General features: G+C 63.0%; 18 protein-coding genes and 1 tRNA gene. 5 read left to right on the forward strand and 14 right to left on the reverse strand.

Features of this window, described 5'->3' with window-relative positions; translation table 11 throughout:
* Window positions 1-163 precede the first annotated feature (163 nt).
* The 7 genes from ACEPA4_RS15805 to ACEPA4_RS15835 all read right to left on the reverse strand — a co-directional run bounded on the left by ACEPA4_RS15805 (window position 164) and on the right by ACEPA4_RS15835 (window position 5,435).
* Entirely contained in the window at window positions 164-1,534 is a 1,371-nt protein-coding gene (locus ACEPA4_RS15805; protein ID WP_061479297.1) for a HAMP domain-containing sensor histidine kinase, read from the reverse strand.
* Window positions 1,497-2,174 carry a response regulator transcription factor gene (locus ACEPA4_RS15810; RefSeq protein WP_005410804.1) on the reverse strand — a complete coding sequence of 226 codons (678 nt, stop codon included), beginning with the start codon at window positions 2,172-2,174 and terminating at the stop codon, window positions 1,497-1,499. The genes ACEPA4_RS15805 and ACEPA4_RS15810 overlap by 38 nt, the downstream gene beginning before the upstream one ends.
* A 162-nt stretch (window positions 2,175-2,336) precedes the next feature.
* A complete protein-coding gene (locus tag ACEPA4_RS15815; protein WP_065178936.1) occupies window positions 2,337-2,798 on the reverse strand; it encodes a hypothetical protein in 462 nt (153 codons plus the stop codon).
* 115 nt (window positions 2,799-2,913) lie between these two features.
* Entirely contained in the window at window positions 2,914-3,384 is a 471-nt protein-coding gene (locus ACEPA4_RS15820; protein WP_005418647.1) for a hypothetical protein, read from the reverse strand.
* A 94-nt stretch (window positions 3,385-3,478) separates the two neighbouring features.
* Window positions 3,479-3,958, reverse strand: a complete 480-nt coding sequence (locus ACEPA4_RS15825) for a hypothetical protein (protein WP_005418649.1) — start codon at window positions 3,956-3,958, stop codon at window positions 3,479-3,481.
* Window positions 3,959-4,216: 258 nt separating this feature from the next.
* Window positions 4,217-5,095 (reverse strand): 30S ribosomal protein S6--L-glutamate ligase, encoded by an 879-nt coding sequence (gene rimK / locus ACEPA4_RS15830; RefSeq protein WP_005418651.1) that lies wholly within the window; start codon window positions 5,093-5,095, stop codon window positions 4,217-4,219.
* Window positions 5,096-5,192: 97 nt separating this feature from the next.
* Complete coding sequence (locus ACEPA4_RS15835) at window positions 5,193-5,435, reverse strand: hypothetical protein (RefSeq protein ID WP_005418653.1); 243 nt, start codon at window positions 5,433-5,435, stop codon at window positions 5,193-5,195.
* A gap of 145 nt (window positions 5,436-5,580) precedes the next feature.
* Between ACEPA4_RS15835 and ACEPA4_RS15840 the strand changes: the two genes are divergently transcribed.
* On the forward strand, window positions 5,581-6,084 hold the full coding sequence (locus ACEPA4_RS15840) for a hypothetical protein (protein ID WP_139727565.1): 504 nt from the start codon (window positions 5,581-5,583) through the stop codon (window positions 6,082-6,084).
* A 302-nt stretch (window positions 6,085-6,386) separates the two neighbouring features.
* Here ACEPA4_RS15840 and ACEPA4_RS15845 read toward each other — a convergent pair whose 3' ends face one another.
* The 7 genes from ACEPA4_RS15845 to ACEPA4_RS15875 all read right to left on the reverse strand — a co-directional run bounded on the left by ACEPA4_RS15845 (window position 6,387) and on the right by ACEPA4_RS15875 (window position 16,277).
* Complete coding sequence (locus ACEPA4_RS15845) at window positions 6,387-6,608, reverse strand: DUF2188 domain-containing protein (protein WP_010481480.1); 222 nt, start codon at window positions 6,606-6,608, stop codon at window positions 6,387-6,389.
* Between the two features lie 502 nt (window positions 6,609-7,110).
* The gene (locus ACEPA4_RS15850; protein WP_065185271.1) at window positions 7,111-8,355 is read right to left on the reverse strand and encodes an HlyD family secretion protein; all 1,245 of its coding nucleotides are present in this window, start codon (window positions 8,353-8,355) and stop codon (window positions 7,111-7,113) included.
* Window positions 8,352-10,472 (reverse strand): peptidase domain-containing ABC transporter, encoded by a 2,121-nt coding sequence (locus ACEPA4_RS15855; protein WP_239499552.1) that lies wholly within the window; start codon window positions 10,470-10,472, stop codon window positions 8,352-8,354. Before ACEPA4_RS15855 ends, ACEPA4_RS15850 begins: the two co-directional genes overlap by 4 nt.
* A gap of 360 nt (window positions 10,473-10,832) precedes the next feature.
* A complete protein-coding gene (locus tag ACEPA4_RS15860) occupies window positions 10,833-11,480 on the reverse strand; it encodes a type II CAAX prenyl endopeptidase Rce1 family protein (RefSeq protein WP_231109041.1) in 648 nt (215 codons plus the stop codon).
* Between the two features lie 1,036 nt (window positions 11,481-12,516).
* Window positions 12,517-14,130: a site-specific integrase gene (locus ACEPA4_RS15865; protein WP_374082886.1), complete on the reverse strand. Its 1,614-nt coding sequence runs from the start codon at window positions 14,128-14,130 to the stop codon at window positions 12,517-12,519.
* Between the two features lie 103 nt (window positions 14,131-14,233).
* Window positions 14,234-14,307, reverse strand: a tRNA-Gly gene (locus ACEPA4_RS15870).
* A gap of 116 nt (window positions 14,308-14,423) precedes the next feature.
* Window positions 14,424-16,277 carry an autotransporter domain-containing esterase gene (locus tag ACEPA4_RS15875; protein ID WP_053501089.1) on the reverse strand — a complete coding sequence of 618 codons (1,854 nt, stop codon included), beginning with the start codon at window positions 16,275-16,277 and terminating at the stop codon, window positions 14,424-14,426.
* A gap of 207 nt (window positions 16,278-16,484) precedes the next feature.
* Here ACEPA4_RS15875 and thiS point away from each other — a divergent pair, with 207 nt between their 5' ends.
* From thiS to ACEPA4_RS15895, 4 genes are all read left to right on the forward strand, one after another.
* Window positions 16,485-16,685, forward strand: a complete 201-nt coding sequence (gene thiS, locus ACEPA4_RS15880) for a sulfur carrier protein ThiS (RefSeq protein WP_005418796.1) — start codon at window positions 16,485-16,487, stop codon at window positions 16,683-16,685.
* A 117-nt stretch (window positions 16,686-16,802) separates the two neighbouring features.
* Window positions 16,803-17,597 (forward strand): thiazole synthase, encoded by a 795-nt coding sequence (locus tag ACEPA4_RS15885; protein ID WP_005418798.1) that lies wholly within the window; start codon window positions 16,803-16,805, stop codon window positions 17,595-17,597.
* Entirely contained in the window at window positions 17,597-18,331 is a 735-nt protein-coding gene (trmB, locus tag ACEPA4_RS15890) for a tRNA (guanosine(46)-N7)-methyltransferase TrmB (protein ID WP_005418800.1), read from the forward strand. The genes ACEPA4_RS15885 and trmB overlap by 1 nt, the downstream gene beginning before the upstream one ends.
* A 27-nt stretch (window positions 18,332-18,358) precedes the next feature.
* A complete protein-coding gene (locus ACEPA4_RS15895) occupies window positions 18,359-20,206 on the forward strand; it encodes an SLC13 family permease (RefSeq protein ID WP_005418803.1) in 1,848 nt (615 codons plus the stop codon).
* Window positions 20,207-20,241: the final 35 nt, after the last annotated feature.

A 20,241-nucleotide genomic window follows, 5' to 3' on the forward strand; every position in this document is an offset into this window, starting at 1 on the left:
GTCGTGTTGGGCTTCTGGCCCTGGGTTCCTGCGGGGGGGATTCGGTGGCACAAGCGACACTGGGCGCTATACGGCGCCGGCCGGATTCGTGCCGACCAAGGTCGGCACCTACCAAAGCAGAGCCATTGCCGACCAAGGTCGGCACCCACCAAAGCAGAGGCCCTTACAACGGCTTCGGCGAGAACGTCAGGGTGGCGATCACGCCGCGCTCGCCACCGGGGCGCACGCTCACCTGCCAGCCATACAGATCGCACAGGCGGCTGACGATCGACAGGCCGATACCACCGCCCTGCGAATGGCCGGCGTGCGTGCCGCGATAGCCGCGCTGGAACAGCTTGGCGGCATCCTCTTCGCTCAGGCCCGGTCCGCTGTCGGTTACCGACACCGAATTGCTGCCGACAAAGACGCGCACCTCACCATCCTGCGAGTACTTCACCGCGTTGCCGATCAAGTTGCCCAGCGCCACCGACAATGCGGCTTCCGGCGCATCGATCACCAGGTTGCGCTCGCCTTCCAGTGCCAGTTCCAATGGCTTGCCGCCCAGCTGTGCGCGGTGGGCATCCAGCAGCTGTTCGGCTACGCGCGCGACGTTGCTGGTGCCCTGCCCTCGTTCGTTGCGCGACAGCAGCAGCAGCGCGCCGATCAGGTCGCTGCACTGCTGTTCGGCACGCTGGATGCGCTGCAGACGCTGCAGCACCTTCTCATCCAGGCCGGGCCGGGTCAGCAGCAGCTCGGTGGCGCCACGTATCACCGCCAGCGGCGTGCGCAACTCGTGGCTGACGTCGGCGTTGAACTCACGGTCGCGCTGCACCACTTCGGTCAGCCGCGACGAATAATCATCCAGCGCCTGCGCCAGTTGCCCCACTTCGTCATCGGGGAAACGTGGCGCCAGCGGCTCGGGCTCGCTGGTGCCGCCGCGATAGGCGCGCAACCGCGCGGCCAGGTCCGAGACCGGCTTCATCACCTTCGAGGCCGACCACCAGCCCAGCACCAGCGACAGCAGGCTGAACACCAGCACCGACAGCACCAGCGCGCGGTTGAGCTGCTGCCCACCGCGCACGCTGTCGGTCATGTCGTAGGCCAGGAATGCCCAGGCGTCGGGTGTTTTGCGCACGGCCAGCTTGTACGCATACGGTTGCCCGCGCTCGTCCACGCCAGAGATGTTGTGATTGCCATCGGGCAGCGCAGCCCAGTCCGGCTCTTCCTCGCGCAACGCCTCGAACTTGTCGGGTTTGACGAGGCGCGCGCGCATCTGCTGCACGGGCAGATCGGGGTTGCGATCCGGGCTCTCGTAGAACCGCCGCACGTACTCGTTGATGTTGCGGTTCATCACGTCTTCCACCAGCTGGTTTTCCACGCGCATGCGGGCCCAGTTGGTGGCAAACGCGAACAGTGTCGTCAGGCAGAAGCCCAACAACACGAACGAGACGATGATGCGGCTGCGCAGGCGCCGCCGATACGGCGAACGCCGGCGCTCCCCCTTGGTTGCCACGGAATCAGGCTTCCGGGGTGGCGATGCGGTATCCGATGCCATGGCGGGTCTGGATCAGCGGCACTTCAAACGGCTTGTCGACCACCGCACGCAGGCCGTGGATGTGGACACGCAGCGAATCCGAGTCGGGCAGCTCCTCGCCCCACACGCGGGTTTCCAACTCCTGGCGGGTGACCACGGCCGGCGCGGCCTCCATCAGGGCCTGCAGAATCTTCAGCGCGGTCGGGTTGAGCTGCAGCAGCTTGCCCTGGCGACGCACTTCCAGCGTGTCCAGGTTGTATTCCAGATCGCCGGTTTCCAGCACGCGGGTCTGCACGCCCTTGCCGCGGCGCGACAAAGCGTTCAAGCGCACTTCCACTTCCTGCAGCGCGAACGGCTTGATCAGGTAGTCGTCGGCGCCGGAATCGAAACCGGCCAGCTTGTTGTCCAGCGAGTCGCGGGCGGTCAGCATCAGTACGGGGGTCTGCTTGCGCGCTTCGTTGCGCAGCTTGCGGCAGACTTCAATGCCGTCCATGCCCGGCAGGTTCAGGTCCAGAACGATGGCGTCGAACTCGTGGACCACCGCCAGGTGCAGGCCGGTCACGCCGTCGGCGGCGAAGTCCACGGTGTGGCCACGATCCTCAAGGTAGTCGCCAAGGTTGGCGGCGATGTCGCTGTTGTCTTCGATTACGAGAATGCGCACTGGGACCTCTGGTTCTTGAAGGGTCGTCGGGGGGCCAGGCCCACCTGCTCAGGATGCCCCTGTGCGGGTGGACGCGACGTCTACCTGCTGAACGATACAGGTTCCATTCTTAACATTTCGTACCGGAGGGACGACACCGGCAAACGCCCCCGGGGCGAGCGCTCAGCGGCTGATGCGCTGCTGGTCGGTCAGCGCCCGGCGGCTCTCTTCCTGGGCTTTGCGACGCTGGGCCACGGTCAGGCAGACGCTGGTCGGCATGTTGCTGCCGGTCAGGCGCTCGCGGCGGCAGATCATGCGGCTGTCGGCCTGGGCGCGGGTCATGATGGTGTTGACGATCTCCTGCTCGTTGAACAGGTCGTTGCGCTCCTGCGGGGCCAGCTCATCCAACTTCTCGCGGCCATTCATCTTGATCCGGATCCGGTTCAGCGCCTGCTGCACGCGGCTCTTGTCCTCCAGCCCGATCTCGCTGTAGTCCTCGCTGCCCATGGCCGTTTCAACGCGGCGGATCTGCTCGGATACCGGGGTGAAAGAATCCATCTGCACGGTGTCCTTCTGCGCCTTGGCCTGCACGGTGGCCACCAGGCCGAGCGACAGCATCAGGGCGAGCATAGTGGTGCGGTACATGACGAGCTCCATGTTCGTCCATGAATAGGGTCTCGACTTTACGGTTGCGCCGATGCGTCCACAAGGGACGCACGGCAGGGTGACCGATGGCGGCCTGCGACCGGTCCAACCACGGTTACGGCTTGTAGTTGTTGAAACGCTGGTTGTCGTTGAGGGCCTTGCGGCTGTCTTCCTGCGCCTTGCGGCGCTGGGCCACGGTCAGGCAGACGCTCTGCGGCATGTTGCTGCCGGTGGTGCGCTCGCGGCGGCAGACCATGCGGCTGTCGGCATGGGCGCGGGTCATGATCGTGTTGATCACTTCCTGGTCGTTGAAGATCTCGGTGCGGTCCTGCGGGCTCAACTGCTCTACCCGTTCGTGGTCGCCCATCTTGATCTTGATACGGCCCAGCGCCTGCTGCACACGGCTTTTGTCTTCCAGCCCGATCTCGCTGTAGTCCTCGGTGTTGATCGCCGTCTCAACGTTGCGGATCTGTTCGGCCACCGGTGCGTTGGCGTCGAACTTCACCTGCCCTTTCTCGGGCTTGGCGTGCGCGGTGGTGGCCAGTGCCAGGCCCAGCATCAGGGCGAAGGGGGTCATGCGCTGCATTGTTACCTCCAGGTTCTTCCATGAGTGGAACACCGACCCTGCGGTGCCACCGACACGCCGTTACGGCACCCCGGTGGACCGAAAGGCGGTGCGGTCAACGCCCGGCGGGCGGTGGGCTGAGCGTGTTGTAGCTGCGCTGGTCGTTGATCAGCGCCTTGCCTTTCTCTTCGATCCGGCGCCGTTCGGCCACGGTCAGGCAGCGGCTCCTGGGCATGTTGCTGCCGGTGGTGCGTTCGTACCTGCAGATCTGCCGGCTGTCGTCATGGCCACGCGCCATCAGGGTGTTGATGCGTTCCTGCTCGTTGAAGACCTCGGCCTGCAACTGCGGCGGCAGCTCCTGCACGGTCTGGCGTTCGCCCATGTGCTGGCGGATACGCGACAGCGCCTGCTGCACCTGGCCGCGATCCTCGGCAGACAGTTCGGCATAGTCGGGGGCAGCCAGCGCGGTTTCCACCTGGCGCATCTGCTCGGCGACCGACCCCTGCCGGTCCATCTGTACAGCGACCTTCTCCGGCTTGGCGGCAACAGCGCCAGACAGGCCCAGCAGCAACGCGATCGTCATGATGCGGTACATCGCCAACCTCCCGATCCATCCCGGAACGAAGGGCCAACTCTACGACCGTCACGCGGCCTCCACAAGAGACCTTGGGCACAGAGCCGACAGGCATAAAAAAGGCCCAGGCGGTGCACCCGCCTGGGCCTGAAGTCGTATCCCGATACCGATCCTGCTGAGAGGCAGAGCTGCGGTTCGCTGAAGCCTACGCCGGCACCGATTAAAGCCTCGTTAAAGCCCCGGATCATTTACCCATGAGAATCACAACCCCATGAATAATCAAGGCTTTTTGATCTTCTCTACGTGTTCGATGATGCGTGTGGCCACGTCCACACCGCAGGCCGCTTCGATGCCCTCCAGCCCCGGCGTGGAGTTGACCTCCAGCACCAGCGGGCCGCGCGCGGAGCGGATCAGGTCCACGCCGCACACCGACAGGCCCAGCGCCTTGGCCGAACGCACCGCCACCTGCTGCTCGGCGCGACTGGCCTTGGCCGCCACGGCGGTGCCGCCAGCGTGCAGGTTGGAGCGGAAGTCACCCTCCGGTGCCTGCCGCTGCATCGACGCCACCACCTGGTCGCCCACCACGAAGCAGCGCAGGTCGGCGCCCTTGGCCTCGCCGATGAATTCCTGCATCAGGAAGTTGGCGTACAGGCCGCGCAGCGCTTCGACAATGCCGCGCGAGGCACTGGCCTTTTCGGTCAGGATCACGCCGCGACCCTGGGTGCCTTCATTGAGCTTCACCACATGCGGCGGCGGGCCGAGCATGGACAGCAGATCGACGGTGTCATCGGGGTTGTCGCCGAACACGGTAACCGGCATGTCGATGCCCTTGGCCGCCAGCAGCTGGTGCGCGCGCAGCTTGTCGCGCGAACGCAGGATGGCATCGGACGGATTGGGCGTGCGTGCGCCCATCAGTTCGAACTGGCGCAGCACGGCGGTGCCGTAGCGGGTGATCGAGGCACCGATGCGCGGAATGACCATGTCCACGCCGGTCATCGGCCGGCCCTTGTAGTGCATGGAAAAGCCATCGGCGGCGATGCGCATGTAACAGCGCAACGGGTCGAGGATGCGCACGGTATGGCCGCGCGCGCGCGCCGCCTCGACCAGCCGACGGGTGGAATACAGGGAGCTGTTGCGGGACAGGATGGCGAGCTTCATCGCGGCGGGATCGGTCGGCAGGCGCGCAGCATAGCGCGGGCGTGTGGCGGGCGGATGATGCCCGTCGTCGACGATCTCGAGCGTTGTGGATGAAGCTTCAGCTGTCCCGTTCAGCACTGACCTGGAAGCCACGGGCCGCTTCGCCCAGCGCCGCCACGCAGGCCATCTGCAGGGCAGAATTGCTGAACGCCTGCTGGTAGATCTGCTCGAGCAGTTCCGCGGCCTTGGGACCACCGGCACGCCCCAGCGCGCGCACGGCTTCAAGCTGCTTGTTCGAGCCGACGCCGGCGGAAAGAAAGATCCGATGGATGCGCTCGACGACGTCGTTCCGGCAGTTCATGGAAGGCAGCTCCTGATCAGTATCCGCTCACGCTAGCTGCTCAGTGCCGGCCTGCCCATGGGAAAAGTTTGAAGCGTTACGCGCCCCTCCGCAGCGCCTCTAGGAGTTCTACGAAAATGTCGCTTTCGGCTGGAAGCAGGCGAGCGTGCCGATCACCATGGAAGCTCCTCCCAAAGCGGAAATCCCGATGTCGAAAATGGAGCAACTTGCACAGAAGCTGCAGCAATCTGCACACGCGGAGCAGGCCAGGGCCGCCGCCGTCGAAAAGCAGTACCAGGACTGGATCCAATCGCTGCATGTGCTGTTCGACACCATCGAACTGTGGCTGCAACCGTTGGTGCAGGCGCAGGTGGCCACGCTGCGTCGGGACACGGTCACCATCACCGAGAATCCGTCATCCGGGGAACTGAAAACCTACGCGGCCCCCGCACTGACCCTGAACGTCAATGGCAAGGCCGCCGCGATCAAGCCTCTGGCCCGCTTCTGCCTCGGCTGCCAGGGCCGGGTGGATATTCTGGCCCGGGAAAATCAGTGGCACCTGACACGGCAATTGGAACCGGGCGAGGTCTGGTACCTGCACACGCATAATCGCGATCAGGGGCGCGTGCTGGATGCCGACGTGTTGGCCAGCGTGTTCGCGGCGTACTGAGGCGGTCTGGAGGGACCTGCGCGGCGGAAAGCGGCGCGGTCTTGAAGGATGGAGCGGGCGATGGGAATCGAACCCAAATCCGCTTAACCGACTGTTCCATAAGAAAAATGTCCGGAACATTCGACTGAAAAACGATACCTCAAACGATACCTAGAAGCCTAACAGGCTTGCAGAAGGGCCAGCAACCAGCAGGGCAATGCGTCCACTTGCTCCCACTGGTGGGGATGGCTCGAGTGCGCATTGCCCCGTCGGTAACCCAAGCTCCAGCAAAAGACAAGGCCGCCAAACGGCGGCCTTGTTGATCAACCCTTAGGAGGATTTGGGTCGTTCCCGTAACTGTCCTTGTCCCGGATAAGGCCCTGACGGTCGTGGATCACCACTTCGCTGCGCTGGTTGATGGCGATCTCACGCGCATGCTGCCTTGCCTCTTCCTGGGTCCGGTGGTGAGAGGTATCGCGCGAGTTGCCTTCGCCACGCACCGCCCAGCCATCCGGCCGCTTCACCACGTGCTGATTCTTGCCCATTTCGACCTCGACAATGGTTTTGGGCGACGACCGCCCAAACCCATGATCTTGTGTAAAAATTACAAAATCAACACCAGATATAGTTAATTCACAAAAAAACACGCCAATTCACTCCGCAGCTGCGGATGTTGCAAACGCGTCTCAGTTCACGCCGAGAGGAAGGCCTTCAAAGCTCGCGGGTAAGCCAGACCGAACGGCGTCTCGTGTCGGCAATTCGGGGCGTTTGGCTCAGCGCCTGCGGCAAGGGGCGTCGCACACGTGGCGGCAGGGTCACGCCGTTCCCACGCCTCCAGGAACCTAGTGGCGTGAGCGCGGCAACATCGCCCATGACCACGGCCTCGTGTAATGGCGTCCAAGTCATGATTGTCCTGCCCTTCGAGTGGCAGGCCGAAGTGCTGGGCGTGCTGACCAGCGCTGCTGGCACCGCGGTTGTCGTCTATCCGCTGCTCTTCCGGTAAACAAACGATTTTGACTTCCGGGACAGCATCGCTAGCACCCGCTACTAGCCTCCCAGTTTTCCAGTCACGGAGTAGAGAGGCTCCAGCAGCCATTCGTAGAGCTTGCGGCGCTCGCCCATGATATCGGCTTCAAGCTGCATGCCTGGGCGGAGCGTCTCCATCTTCCCGTATGCCAGCACTCCTTGTTGGTCCAACGAGACCAGGACCCGATACAAGGACTGCCTTGCATCGCCGTCCTTCTGGGATCCTGTCAACGCGCTGCGAGAGATGCGGATGACCGTTCCTTCGTGGGCACCGAACTTCTGGTAAGGATAGGCTTGATAGCGCAGGAGAACCCGGTCGCCTGATTTGACGAACCCAATGGCCGAGCTGGGCACCAGCAGTTGTGCTCGAAGCTCGGATCCCTTGGGAAGTAGACTGAGAATGGGTTGGCCCGGCTGCACCGCCTGGCCGGCCTCGACGAGTCGATTTGCTACCAGTCCAGTTACTGGTGCGCGAAGCAGCAGCTCCCCGTCGGCCTCCATCCGGACGGTCTCCTGGCTCAATGCAGCCAGATCACGTTCCGAGGCCGCCTTGGCGGAGAGCCTCTGATGGGGAATTTCTGCGAGCCGCTGCTCCAGTTCAGCCAGGTTCCGCCGAATCGAGGTCGCTTGGCGTTGAAGGGCTTGTTGCGCGTTGACCGCCTCGAGTATCGATTGCTCTTGTTGGTTGATCTGAACCAGGCTTACGTAGCGCTCATCCTCGACGCTCCGAAATCGGGCGAGGGTCTCGCGACCAATTCGCACCTGCTCGCCGCGGGTGTGGATCTCTGCCTCAATCTGCGAAAGCTCGCGCAGCATCGCCGAGCGTTGGGCCTTGGCTCCCTCCTGCTGTGCCGCGAGCTGCCTGTCCTGGAACTCGCTCATCGCCTCCACACTGGCCATACGGGAGCGCTGTGCGTCAAGCAACGTGGACACGGCATCCTGCCCTGAGGAGGTGACCCGCGGCACATTGATCGTCAGCAGCCCGTCCTGGCGCCGGACGTGGTCGCCTTCTTCGACATCCAGTCTCGCAACCACGCCAGCCGACGGAGCGACCACGGTGGAAAGCCCGAGATCAGGCACAAGCTCGCCCATAACCCTGGATCTGCGTGAATACTCGCCCAGGTAGAGGAAGCCGACGATGGCCGAGGCAGCCATCGCTGCGAACACCGCAAGAATCCAGAAACGGAGCGGTTGCGCCAGGGACACTCCACCGAGCCAGCTTCGTCGCTGGGCATCGATGGCTTCCTTGCGGAAGAGGCCGCTCATGCGAGGCCCCCCTCAAGGCCGTCCCGTGCGGCTTTCGCGGAGCTTGATGCGTTCTGCACCAACTCGCGCGCTACCGCGCCCGCGTGCATGATCAGCACCCGGTCTGCACTGGCGATGGTCTCTGGCCGATGGGCGATGATCACCCGGGTCAGCTCAAGTTGTCGGACGGCTTCATTCACCAGCCTTTCCCGCTCAACATCCAGATGGCTGGTTGCCTCGTCCAAGAAGAGCAACTGGGGCTTGCGATACAGGGCGCGTGCAAGGATCACCCGCTGCTTCTGACCACCAGAGAGGGTCCCCCCCATGTCGCCGATCAGGCTGTTGTAGCCCATGGGCATCGCTGCGATGTCGTCATGCACAGCGGCCAACTCTGCGGCTTCACGCACCCTGGATTCATCATGGTGATCGTCTTCGAAGGCGATGTTCTCGCTGACACTTCCCGCGAAGAGCTGGTCATCTTGCATCACCGCGCCGATCATGCTGCGATACTCGCTTACGCTGACCTTTGACAAGGGCACGCCTCCGATGCGGATCTCACCTTCCGTCGGCTGGAGAAGGCCGAGGAGAATCTTGATCAGCGTGGTCTTTCCGCAGCCAGATGGGCCGATGATGGCGACTGACTCACCAGGATCCACTACAAAACTACAGTTCCTCAGCACCCAGGGCTCTCCGGGGGCGTAGCGGAATCCAAGCCCTTCAACCTCAATTCGGATGCCGTCCGGCGACAGAGCGCTGGTGCTGGAAGCGAGGTTCTCTGGTTCGGTAAGAACAATGTCGGAGAGCCGTTCGCCGTGAAGACGGAGCATGCGGAACTCCACCCACTTGTCGATCAAGGCTCCCACTCGTTGTGAAAACTGGTCCTTGTAGGCGAGGTAGGCAATCAGCATGCCGACGGAGAAGACGTTTTCCATTGCCAGTAGTGCACCCAGCCAAACCACCGCAATGCGCTCCAAGCCGAACAATAATTGATTGGCTCCGCCGAAGCTCAACCCAAACTTTGCGAGCCAAACGTCATGGTTGACCGTTTCGTTCATGAGATTGAAGTAGCCGGCCTGGCGAATGGACTCTCGGCCAGCAACTTTCAACGATTGAACCCCCCGGATGGACTCGAGCAGGTGGCTCTCCTGCCGTGCCCCGGCGATCAACTGCCTCTCTGTGCCTCGCCTGAGCGGGGCGAAGGCACAAGCACGCGCGATTGCATACAGAGCAACTGCAATCAACGTAACCAGCGCAAGCTTCCAGTTGTAGAGCAGCATCATTCCCAGCGTCACCACCGCCATGAGGCCATCAACGAACGCTTCAACGAAACTGGTTGTTAGCGTTCGCTGTATGGCTTGGACGCTCCCCATCCGTGAGGTGACATCACCCAGATGACGCTTCTCAAAGAAGTCCAGAGGCAAACGCAACAGGTGCCGGAAGACATTGCCGGTCCATTGCAGGTTGAGCCGGTTTGATAGGTAGATGACCGCTCGGCCTCGGATCTGCCCGATGCAGACCTGCAGCAGGAGCGCGAGGGCAAACCCAGTGCCCAGCACAGTCAGCAAGTCCCTGTCATGAGCAATGAGGGCCTGATCCACGGTCCATTGCATGAAGAATGGTGCTATCAGAACAAACACCTGAAGAGCAATGGACAGAAGCAGCAGCAAGCTTAGAGCACGCCAGAATCCCTCGATCTTCCCCGTCAGCTGAGCGAGCGAGACGGCCGGCGGGCGCGGGACTGCACGGAACTCGGCAGTTGGGTGCAACTCCAGCGCAATTCCGGTGAAGTGGCGCGAGACCTCATCCAGAGAAAGCTTGCGTTTGCCAAAGGCGGGATCCAGAACGGTCACGCCATTTCGACGGACCTTGCTGATTACAACGAAGTGGTCGAGGTCCCAGTGCGCAATGCAGGGTAGTTGAAGTTGACTCAGGTGCTCCAAGTCCAGGCGTAGTGGGCGGCAACGAAAGCCGAGCGCGCCTCCAATTTCAATGACTTGAGCAAGCGTCGAGCCCTTAAGTGAGAGGGCATGGCGGCGGCGGAGTTCCCGCAGTCCAATGTTGTTGCCATGATGCGACGCGACCATGGCTAAGCATGCAAGACCGCATTCCGCTGCCTCGGATTGAATCACGGCGTCAATAAGATAGCATCTCTCTATCGCTAGAAATGGCGAATTGAACAGGGTAGTTGTTGGAGGTTCTGCAGAACTGCGCGTGATGCGAGAAGGGACGGGGTAGAACTCCCCACCCCTTTAATCGTGAATTCAAACTACTGAGACTGTTCCGATCGCTTATCAGAATCTTCTTGCTTTGCGAGGTATTTCCCGCCGTGGTAGCCAGCTACAAAAAAAGCAAAGGCTGCTACAAGAGCGAAAGCAAGGATGCTGGCGTCACTGTGCTTGGTCATTTGAATCAAAGGCTCCTCCGCGTTGACATTCGTGCTTGCCTGCGCGAGTCGCTGGCTTGAACGCACGGCGCTGCATGGGAAGGTCCGCTGGTGCTCACGACTGAATTCCGTAGTCCCTGAGCGTCGGGTAGAATATGACCCACTGCGTTATTGTGAGATTTATTGTGCCGTGGACTGTAGCCAGCTGGGTTATGCTCAGGTTGAATGGATAGGCCAAAATGCATAGCAGTATCGAAAATAGGAATGACGAGATAACGGCGTCGACGTGAACCGCAGCAAATGCCGCGCTAACCATGATGGTTCCCAATACGCGCCCGAAGTAGTGAGATACGCCATCAAAGAGCAGGTGTCTCACTACCTTCTCCTCGAAAAGAGGTCCGATAATGCAGGTCGAAATCAAGCCAAGAACATAGAAATTGATTGGAATTTCGCTAAAGGGGATGAATTTTGTATGTGGTATTGCAGGGATTCCAACGACGTAAACCCAAATCGCGCCTCCAGCGATCCCAATGGCCACCAAGGCAGCGCCAAGCCGGAAAGTCCACTCTCTCCTCGGCTCATTGGGAAGTAGCCAGACACAAACCGCGAAGGCGAGAAGTTCGACGATCGCTCTTGATCCAAAAACGTCGAAGTATTTCAGAACTCCAAGTGCCGCACCGGCGCCCACAGTTGCAATTGCAGCTACGAATATCTTGTTCTCCGCTATGGGGCGAGGCCTCCAGTGCGCGATTCTCCTGAGCAAGAACTTTCTCCCGAGGGCCCAGGCCCGGAATTGGGCCTGGGCCTTAGCTAACGCGCCTACATCATTCTGAATTGTGCCTCAGAGGTTCGGCCTCGTATTCACGCTGGCGCCCGATCAGGCATTCTGGATCATTGAGCCATGAGGTGATGGTAGATTAGACCAGCAGCGCCGATTCCACTGAAGGGCGCAACCCTTCCATACATATACGCGGTCTCCATGAAGCTGTGGAGAGTTCCGCTGACGTGGCTTCCTTCGCTCGAACCAATCTGAATGTTGATGCCCTTCGTACCGCCTGACACTTCTGCAAGTTCCAATTGACTAAGATCACGCATATAGCCTCCATTGCGATGCTGTCGGAGTAATGAGAGTTGCGAATTCGCCTCGAGACCAAGCGTGGCGGCATCGAGTTAACCAATAATCTCGATGCGCCGGAGCTTCGTCAGCGACGCGCTGTGGCCTTCGTGGTTCACATTGGTGCACCCAGCAGGCGCTTTCATTCAAGACTGTGACGGCCCTTCCGCACAATCCAACTGAGGCCACTTGAAATGTTATGACATAACAATATATGTTCACGGGCTGTCCGCAGCCGAGGCTGCCTCGGGCCACTGTGTTGCTTGATGCACCTGTGACTTCGCAGCGGGCCGACCAATGCCTCGTCTGGCCAGCTCCGACGGAAGCCAAACTCTTGCCCTGCTCCTGCCGCCTCAGGCTGGAGCGTGCTCGGGCTTTGCTTTCGCGCGCTTTCGCGGAGCACCTTCGGACAGGAGTGCCTTGAGAACCGGTAGGTTCAAGTTGAAGTCCAGCACTGCCAGCCCAGGGGTGTTCACGCCCGGGCCATGCAGATCTTCTTGGACGGTGAATTTGCGGCTATACGTGGCTTGGTGCTCGTCGTCAGCTCGCTCAACCACCTGGACCCGCAACTCGGACGGTATGCCTGCGCGTCCGAGAGGCTGAACTTCTGCTTTCGAAGTGAGTGGAAACCGCGCCTCATCGGCTTCCACGTCTTGCCGGGCCAACGCCATCCCAGCCGCGGCAGTCATGCGGATGTTTTGTTTCTTTTTGCCTCTCGCGCAATTCGCTTGGCTTCCGTAGCGGCCCGTTGCAAGTTCTCCCCAAATTGACCCGGCACATGCGACGGCAGGGTCACCGGCGGATTGAACATCGCCAACGTCTCCACCCGCAGAGGCAAGGTCTCTGGCTGAACTGCCGCTGGCACGGCCAACCCGCTGTTGTCCACGTAGACTTTTCGCAAGATCGATTTGGGCGGTTTGCCATGTCCGGTGATGCGGCCAATGGCCACGTCCCTGGCACTGACCTCCATGCCGGTGGCCAGCAGCGCTCGATCCGTGTGGGTAATGAAGTAATGCCTAAAGGCATGAAATCCCATGCCCTCTTCGGTGACACCTTGCCGCTTGATGTAGGTCGGAAACTGACGTGACAGCTGACGCCCAAAGCCCAGTCCTGTGCTGTTGGGAAGGTCCGGGAAAAGGCGATCTACGCCGCACCCTCGCACCTCATCTACGAAATGGAGGAAACCTGCATCCAACACCGGTTTCGCCAATGGAACGAACCGCAGTGAGCTCGTGTTCTTGACCTTGTTTCCGTCTCCCCGAGTTGTGACCAGGAAACCGGCAACACCATCCACATGCATCACATCTGCTGCGCGTAGCTGCGCCACTTCGTTCACGCGCGCGCCACTGTACAAACCCAATATCGGCCCCCAGAAGCGGTGCGGATACTTCGAGGCCCAGCGCAAGAAACCTGCTCCGAACACCGCCTTCAGTTCGTCATGCGTGAACGGACGACCCGTTTCCGGCTCCTCCACTCCCCGACGGTCCGACGGTGAGGCGATGCCCTCCATCGGGTCAAGCTGTAGAAGCCGCTGTTTGCGCAGGTGCGAAATGAACACCCTCAATCTGTCCCAATGCTTGCTGAGCGTCGCACTGGCCGGTGCCTTTTCGCCGTTGCGTTTGGAGAGCGCGAGAACCTCCTGGACACTGAGGTCGCGATACAGCTTGTGCTTGGTTGCGTTTCTGGGCCAATGCTCCACTGCGTCCATGAAGGCCTGCACGTGGTCAGCGTCCAGTGTGGCGACAGGAATGTCTCCAACAAGGCCCAACAGAATTCGCAGGCTGTGCCGACTTTCGATGATGGTCTTCGGCGCCAGCTTTCCCAAGCTGGCCAGATGCTTGTCGATGCAGGCGGAGAGCAGTGGTCCTGACGGGGCCGCAGCCGACGTGGGCACCTGAGGAGGGTAGCCGGCCACCGCAGCAGCCAGCGGATCCTTCTCCGCCACTTGGCCCATCAGCCGCTCCAGCATCTCCACGTCCTGGAGTGTTTCCAGCTGAGCCTCAGCAACATGTGTTCCGTTGCGCAGGGTCATGCCTTTGATGATCAGGTCCCTGCGCCCAGCAGCACGCGCCGCTTCCAGTGCTTTCTTCAGATCCACCGCGTCCCCCTGGCGTATCGCTTCGAATGCCTGAGAGAGTGCCACGCCCATGCAGGCGGCCACCAGCCGTGCCCTATCGCCGGCAGGCTCATGGAGAGGACGAACGAGGAAACGCGAACCGACGGCGCCACGCAGATCGATGGGCACAAGAAAGCGGGCGTATAGCCCACTGGGACGAGCAAGAAGCAGCGGCTTGGGCAAAAACGATACCTCGAACGATACCTAAACAGGTCGTTTGAGCATTCGTTCTTCTGCCAGTTCACACGTGCGCTATCAACAACTTAAGCGCAGATCACGTGACAAATGGAGCGGGCGATGGGAATCGAACCCACGTCAGTAGCTTGGGAAGCTACAGCTCTACCATTGAGCTACGCCCGCAGTGCGCGGTGAAAGTCTATGCGGTTGGCCCGGTGTTGCGCAATGGCGGCCACCGCATCCGCGAGGGGTCAGAGCCCTTTCCTCGCGGAAAGGGATCCGACCCCGGCGGTTGCTGCTTAGAACGTGCCGCTGAAGTTGGCGAACAGGGTGGCGTCCTGCGCGCGCTTCTGGCCGGTCGACGCGCTCAGGCCGAAGTTGCTCTGCAGGCCGAACAGTTCGGTGCGGGCACCCAGCACGACGGTGGCGTAGTTCTTGTCGAACTTCAGGCCCGGCACGCGGTAGCTGCCCAGTTCCGGCAGGGTCTGCAGCCAGGCGCTGGCCTGCTTGGTGTCCTCGAACTCGTGGTCGTAGGTCACCTGCGCGTACGGCTTGAGGGTGCCGCCATCGAAGCGGGCCTGCCAGCCGATGCGGCCGACGGTCGAATCGACATTCTGGCGGTCGTAGCCCAGCGCGGTTGCCAGCGTGCCGGCCGCGGCGCTTTCGGTGTAACCGTCGATCTTCACCTTCTGCCAGATCACCGAAGCGATCGGGCCGTGACGGAAGCCGCCTTCGGTGCCGAACTCGTAACCGGCGTTCAGGGCGGCGGTCAGGTTGCTGCCGTCCGGCGAACCACCATGCTCACGAGTGGCCGGGCCCAGCTGGACCTTGCGGTTCACGTCATAGGACAGCCAGGTGTAGCTGACCTGACCGTTCACCCAGATGCGGTCGCCGTACCAGCCAGCGAACAGACCGGCCGAGGTGTCCTTCTGGGTGAAGTCGCCACGGTTGTTGCCGAAGTCGGCGTTGAGGCGACCGAAACCGGCGAAGCCGCCGAACACCATGCCGTCGCGTGCCCAGTCGATACCGAACAGGCCGGCCGGGGCCAGCCCGTCGTACAGGTCGGCGTGGTCGTAGCGCTGCAGGTCACCGCGCACGCCCCCCCACCAGGACAGGCCGTCAGCCGGACGGCCGCCCAGGTGCATGCTGACCTGGTCGGCGCGCGAGCGGCCGATGGTCTGCGCCGAGTGGCTCAGCACCTGCTGCAGGCGCGGCGCTTCCAGCACCGAGACTGCGTACTGGCCCAGCAGCTGATGGCCGGCGGTGGTCGGGTGCACGCCATCGGCGAACAGGTAGGTGTTGGCCGCATCCGGGCTGACGTAGCTGGTCGGGTTGCAGGTCAGGATGCTCTGCGTCGAGTTGGCCGGATCGATCTTGCAGGCGGTGCTGGTGACGTTGGTGAAGCCGTACATGCCCGGGTTGGCGGTCACTTCACGCAGGATGCTGAAGGTATCGAGCGGAATGAACTCGATGCCCGCCTGCTTCAGGCCACCGTACAGGGCCTTGTTGTAGCCGGCCGACAGTGCGGTGGCGGCGGCGGCATTGGGGCCGCGGAACTGTGGGGTGATGCCCACATCCGGCAGGTTCGGTACCAGCACGTACTGGGCGCCGGCCTGCTTCAGCGCACCCACCAGCGCGATCTGGTCGGTGACCGCTGCGCCGATGATGCCCTGCACCTGGGCCTGCGACGCGCCACCTGCCGCCGCACGGGTGGCCGCGAACAGATCATTGGCCCCTCCCCATACGGTGTACAGGGCGTTGCCGTCAGCCTTGCCACCGTTCGCGGCAAGGTAGCGGGTTGCTTGCGACTTCAGCGACGGAATCACGCCCAGGCCACCGGCCTCGTCCACCGACACGCGGGCACCGCCGACTGCATAGTTGTCACCGCTCTGGCCGTTGCCGTTGGCGGCGCCATTGAGGCCATAGTAGTTGGCGACCTGCTGCGACCACACCCAACCCGGGTTGGTGGTGAACTGGCCGGTGACCGGACGCACATCGGCCGGCAGCAGCGGGCGGAAATAGCCGGCATCGGTCAGGCTGTCGCCGAAGAACACGGCCTTGGAATACGGGGATTCGCCTGCCATGGCCGGAACCGCGGCCAGCGCGATCGCGGCCGCCATCAGGGAGCGGATCGGGCGTTTGCTGAGCAGCATGTAAGAAACTCCTGTGGGGATATCGTTGAGGACCCGGCGGACGTACGCCGGCGCACGGTGAATGGTTTCACTGCGCCGCGTTTTGCTCACGCTGCGCCGCCGCATGGATTGTCGCCCGGCAGCGTCGGACAACGCTGTGCCGGGGCTGGCGGCCGAGGCAATTTGCAAGGGTTCCGATCCGCGCAGGCCGTAGGCGACAATGCGGCGATGAACATCCAGCTCAACGGCGAACCCCGTACCCTGCCCGCCTCGGCGACCCTCCACGATCTGCTGCAGGCCGAGCAGTTGCTGCAACGCCGGGTCGCGGTCGAGGTCAACGGCGAGATCGTCAGCCGCAGCCGCCATGGCGAGCACGTCCTGGCCGAGGGCGACGTGGTGGAGATCGTGCACGCGCTGGGTGGGGGCTGAGGCTGCGCGGGTGTTCAGGGGTCAGATCCCTTTGCCGGTGGCAAAGGGATCTGACCCCACGCTCGACCCCGCCCTCTACGTGACCCCATCTTCAGGCGGATAAGCGATAATTGCGCCATGAACGTTCATGTCTCCCCCGATTCGCTGGTAATCGCCGGCAAGACCTATGGCTCGCGGCTGCTGACCGGCACCGGCAAGTTCAAGGACCTGGAAGAAACCCGCCTGGCGACCGAGGCCGCTGGTGCCCAGATCGTCACCGTGGCCATCCGCCGCACCAACATCGGGCAGAACCCGGGCGAGCCGAACCTGCTGGACGTGCTGCCGCCGGAGCGCTTCACCATCCTGCCCAACACCGCCGGCTGCTACACCGCCGAGGACGCGGTGCGTACGTGCCGCCTGGCCCGTGAGCTGCTGGACGGCCACAACCTGACCAAGCTGGAAGTGCTGGGTGACCAGAAGACCCTCTACCCGGACGTGATGCAGACCCTGAAGGCCGCCGAGCAGCTGGTCAAGGACGGTTTCGAGGTGATGGTCTATACCTCCGACGACCCGATCCTGGCCAAGCGCCTGGAAGAGATCGGCTGCGCTGCGGTGATGCCGCTGGCCGCGCCGATCGGTTCGGGCCTGGGCATCCAGAACAAGTACAACCTGCTGCAGATCATCGAAGACGCCAAGGTGCCGATCATCGTTGATGCCGGCGTGGGTACCGCGTCGGACGCGGCGATCGCGATGGAGCTGGGCTGCGACGGCGTGCTGATGAACACCGCCATTGCCGGTGCGCGCAGCCCGGTGCTGATGGCCAGCGCGATGCGCAAGGCGGTCGAGGCCGGCCGCGAGGCCTTCCTGGCCGGGCGCATCCCGCGCAAGCGCTACGCCAGCGCCTCCTCGCCGGTGGACGGGCTGATCGGCTGATGACCAATCCTTTTGACAGCGCCGGTTCCAAGGCCCCGCCCAAGCCCTTCACCGTGAGCGAGGGCCGCCGCGAGGTGCGCAGCTTCGTATTGCGCCAGGGTCGCTTCACCCCCGCCCAGCAGCGCGCGTTCGACGAACGCTGGCCGCGCTTCGGCATCGATTACAACGGCCAGCCGCGCGACCTGGACGCCACCTTCGGCCGCCCGGCACACAAGGTGCTGGAGATCGGCTTCGGCAACGGTGCCGCGCTGCGCTTCGCGGCCCAGCACGACCCATCGCGCGACTACATCGGCATCGAGGTGCACGCCCCGGGCGTGGGCCGGCTGCTGAACGCGCTGGCCGAGGACGATGCCGACCACGTGCGCCTGTACCACCACGACGCGGTGGAAGTGCTGCAGAACGAGATCGCTGACGGCGCACTCGATGAAGTGCGCATCTACTTCCCGGACCCGTGGCACAAGAAGCGCCACAACAAGCGCCGCCTGCTGCAGCCGGCATTCGCCGAACTGCTGGTGCGCAAGCTGCGCCCGGGGGGCCGCCTGCACTGCGCGACCGACTGGGAAGACTACGCCGAGCAGATGTGGGACGTGCTCGACGCAACCGCCGGGCTGGTCAACCGCGCCGGCCCGCGGGGCAGCGTGCCGCGCCCGGACTGGCGCCCGCAGACGCACTTCGAGACCCGCGGCCAGAAGCTGGGCCACGGCGTCTGGGACCTGCTGTACGACCGCACCTGACGATCGCCTGAGGACGCCGCGCCCCACATGGATACCGCGCTGACGCTGACCAACGACATGAAGCTCGTGCTCGGGCTGGTCGGCTTCACGATGGCGATGTTCCTGTTCGAGCGCATCCGCGCCGACGTGGTCGCGCTGGTGGTGCTGGTGGTGCTTGGTGTCACCGGGCTGATCGCGCCGGAGGAGATCTTCGGCGGTTTCTCCGGTAACGCGGTGATGAGCATCATCGCCACCACCATCCTCGGTGCGGGCCTGGACCGCACCGGGGCGCTGAACCGGCTGGCGGCCTGGCTGCTGCGGCGCGGCCACGGTGTCGAGCAACGGCTGCTGATGATGACCACCGCCATCGCCGGCCTGAACTCCTCCTTCATGCAGAACCCGTCGGTGATGGCGTTGTATCTGCCGGTTGCCTCACGACTGGCAGCGCGCACCGGGCTGACGATGCAGCGCCTGCTGCTGCCGATCTCGGCGGCGATCGTGATGGGCGGTGCACTGACCATGGTCGGCAATTCGCCGCTGATCCTGCTGAACGATCTGCTGGCCTCGGCCAACAACAACCTTCCCTCCGGCCTGGCCACCATCGAGCCGCTGCGCATGTTCGCGCCGCTGCCGATCGGTGTGGCGTTGCTGATCGCTTCGTTGCTGTACTTCCGCTACTACGGCGACCGCAAGCTGATCGAAGAGGAAAGCCTGGTCAATGACGGGGTCACCCCGGCGCGCACCGAGAGCTACTTCGCCAAGACCTATGGCATCGAAGGCGATGTGTTCGAGCTGGTGGTGACCGCCGAGAGCCCGCTGGTGGGCATGACCCTGGGCGAGGCCGAGACCCTGCACGATGCGCCACTGCTGCTGGCCCTGAAGACCGGCAACGACACCCGCCTGGCACCGCCGGCGGAGATGCGCATCTGGGTCGGCAGCGTGCTCGGTGCGATGGGACCGCGCCAGCAGATCAGCGACTTCGCGCAGAACCAGTTCCTGCGCATGTCCTCGCGCCTGAAGCACCTGGGTGACCTGTTCAACCCCAGCCGCGCCGGCATTTCCGAGGCAGTGGTGCCACCGACCTCGAACGTGATCGGCAAGAGTGCGGCCGATCTGCGCCTGCGCAAGGAGCGCGGCATCAGCCTGCTGGCGATCAACCGCGACAAGCAGGTGATCCGCGAGGACGTGCGCGACGTGCAGCTGCGCGCCGGCGACATGCTGGTGTTCCACAGCATCTGGACCGACCTGGCGCAGGCCGCGCGCAGCCGCGACTTCGTGGTGGTGACCGACTATCCGACCGGCGAGCAGCGCCCGCACAAGTTCAAGATTGCGATGGCGATCTTCGCGCTGACCATCCTGATCGCGCTGACCAGCAAGCTGCCGGTGGCGCTGACGCTGATGACCGGCGTGGCCGGCATGCTGCTGACCGGCGTGCTGCGTATGGACGAGGCGTATGCCTCGATCAACTGGAAGACGGTGTTCATGATGGCCGGGCTGATTCCGCTCGGCTGGGCGATGGACTCCAGCGGTGCGGCCGCGTGGGTGGCCGGCCATACCATCGACAAGCTGCCGACCGGCATTCCGGTGTGGGTGCTGGAGGTGGCGCTGGCGCTGCTGACCACGGCGTTCTCGCTGGTGATCAGCCATGTGGGTGCGACCATCGTGATGGTGCCGATCGCGGTGAACCTGGCACTGGCAGCGGGGGGCAACCCGACCGCGTTCGCGCTGATCGTGGCGCTGTCGGCGTCCAACAACCTGATGACGGCCTCCAACCCGGTGATCTCGATGATCACTGGCCCGGCCAACTACACCCCGCGCGAGATGTGGCGGGTCGGCGGCCCGCTGTCGCTGATCTATACCTGCGTGGTGGTGCTGATGATCAACCTGATGTTCTGAGGGTTGGGTTTGTTGACAGGGCTGCACCCGCCGAA

The organism is Stenotrophomonas sp. P2112 (genome assembly GCF_041897515.1).
GTDB lineage: Bacteria > Pseudomonadota > Gammaproteobacteria > Xanthomonadales > Xanthomonadaceae > Stenotrophomonas > Stenotrophomonas sepilia.

What these genes read in the sequence shown, in the direction of transcription:
- ACEPA4_RS15805 (WP_061479297.1), bottom strand. Translation starts at nt 1,534, where the DNA reads ATGGCATCGGATACCGCATCGCCACCCCGGAAGCCTGATTCCGTGGCA.
- ACEPA4_RS15815 (WP_065178936.1), bottom strand. Translation starts at nt 2,798, where the DNA reads ATGTACCGCACCACTATGCTCGCCCTGATGCTGTCGCTCGGCCTGGTG.
- ACEPA4_RS15820 (WP_005418647.1), bottom strand. Translation starts at nt 3,384, where the DNA reads ATGCAGCGCATGACCCCCTTCGCCCTGATGCTGGGCCTGGCACTGGCC.
- ACEPA4_RS15825 (WP_005418649.1), bottom strand. Translation starts at nt 3,958, where the DNA reads ATGTACCGCATCATGACGATCGCGTTGCTGCTGGGCCTGTCTGGCGCT.
- rimK (WP_005418651.1), bottom strand. Translation starts at nt 5,095, where the DNA reads ATGAAGCTCGCCATCCTGTCCCGCAACAGCTCCCTGTATTCCACCCGT.
- ACEPA4_RS15835 (WP_005418653.1), bottom strand. Translation starts at nt 5,435, where the DNA reads ATGAACTGCCGGAACGACGTCGTCGAGCGCATCCATCGGATCTTTCTT.
- ACEPA4_RS15845 (WP_010481480.1), bottom strand. Translation starts at nt 6,608, where the DNA reads ATGGGCAAGAATCAGCACGTGGTGAAGCGGCCGGATGGCTGGGCGGTG.
- ACEPA4_RS15850 (WP_065185271.1), bottom strand. Translation starts at nt 8,355, where the DNA reads ATGAGCGGCCTCTTCCGCAAGGAAGCCATCGATGCCCAGCGACGAAGC.
- ACEPA4_RS15875 (WP_053501089.1), bottom strand. Translation starts at nt 16,277, where the DNA reads ATGCTGCTCAGCAAACGCCCGATCCGCTCCCTGATGGCGGCCGCGATC.
- thiS (WP_005418796.1), top strand. Translation starts at nt 16,485, where the DNA reads ATGAACATCCAGCTCAACGGCGAACCCCGTACCCTGCCCGCCTCGGCG.
- ACEPA4_RS15885 (WP_005418798.1), top strand. Translation starts at nt 16,803, where the DNA reads ATGAACGTTCATGTCTCCCCCGATTCGCTGGTAATCGCCGGCAAGACC.
- trmB (WP_005418800.1), top strand. Translation starts at nt 17,597, where the DNA reads ATGACCAATCCTTTTGACAGCGCCGGTTCCAAGGCCCCGCCCAAGCCC.
- ACEPA4_RS15895 (WP_005418803.1), top strand. Translation starts at nt 18,359, where the DNA reads ATGGATACCGCGCTGACGCTGACCAACGACATGAAGCTCGTGCTCGGG.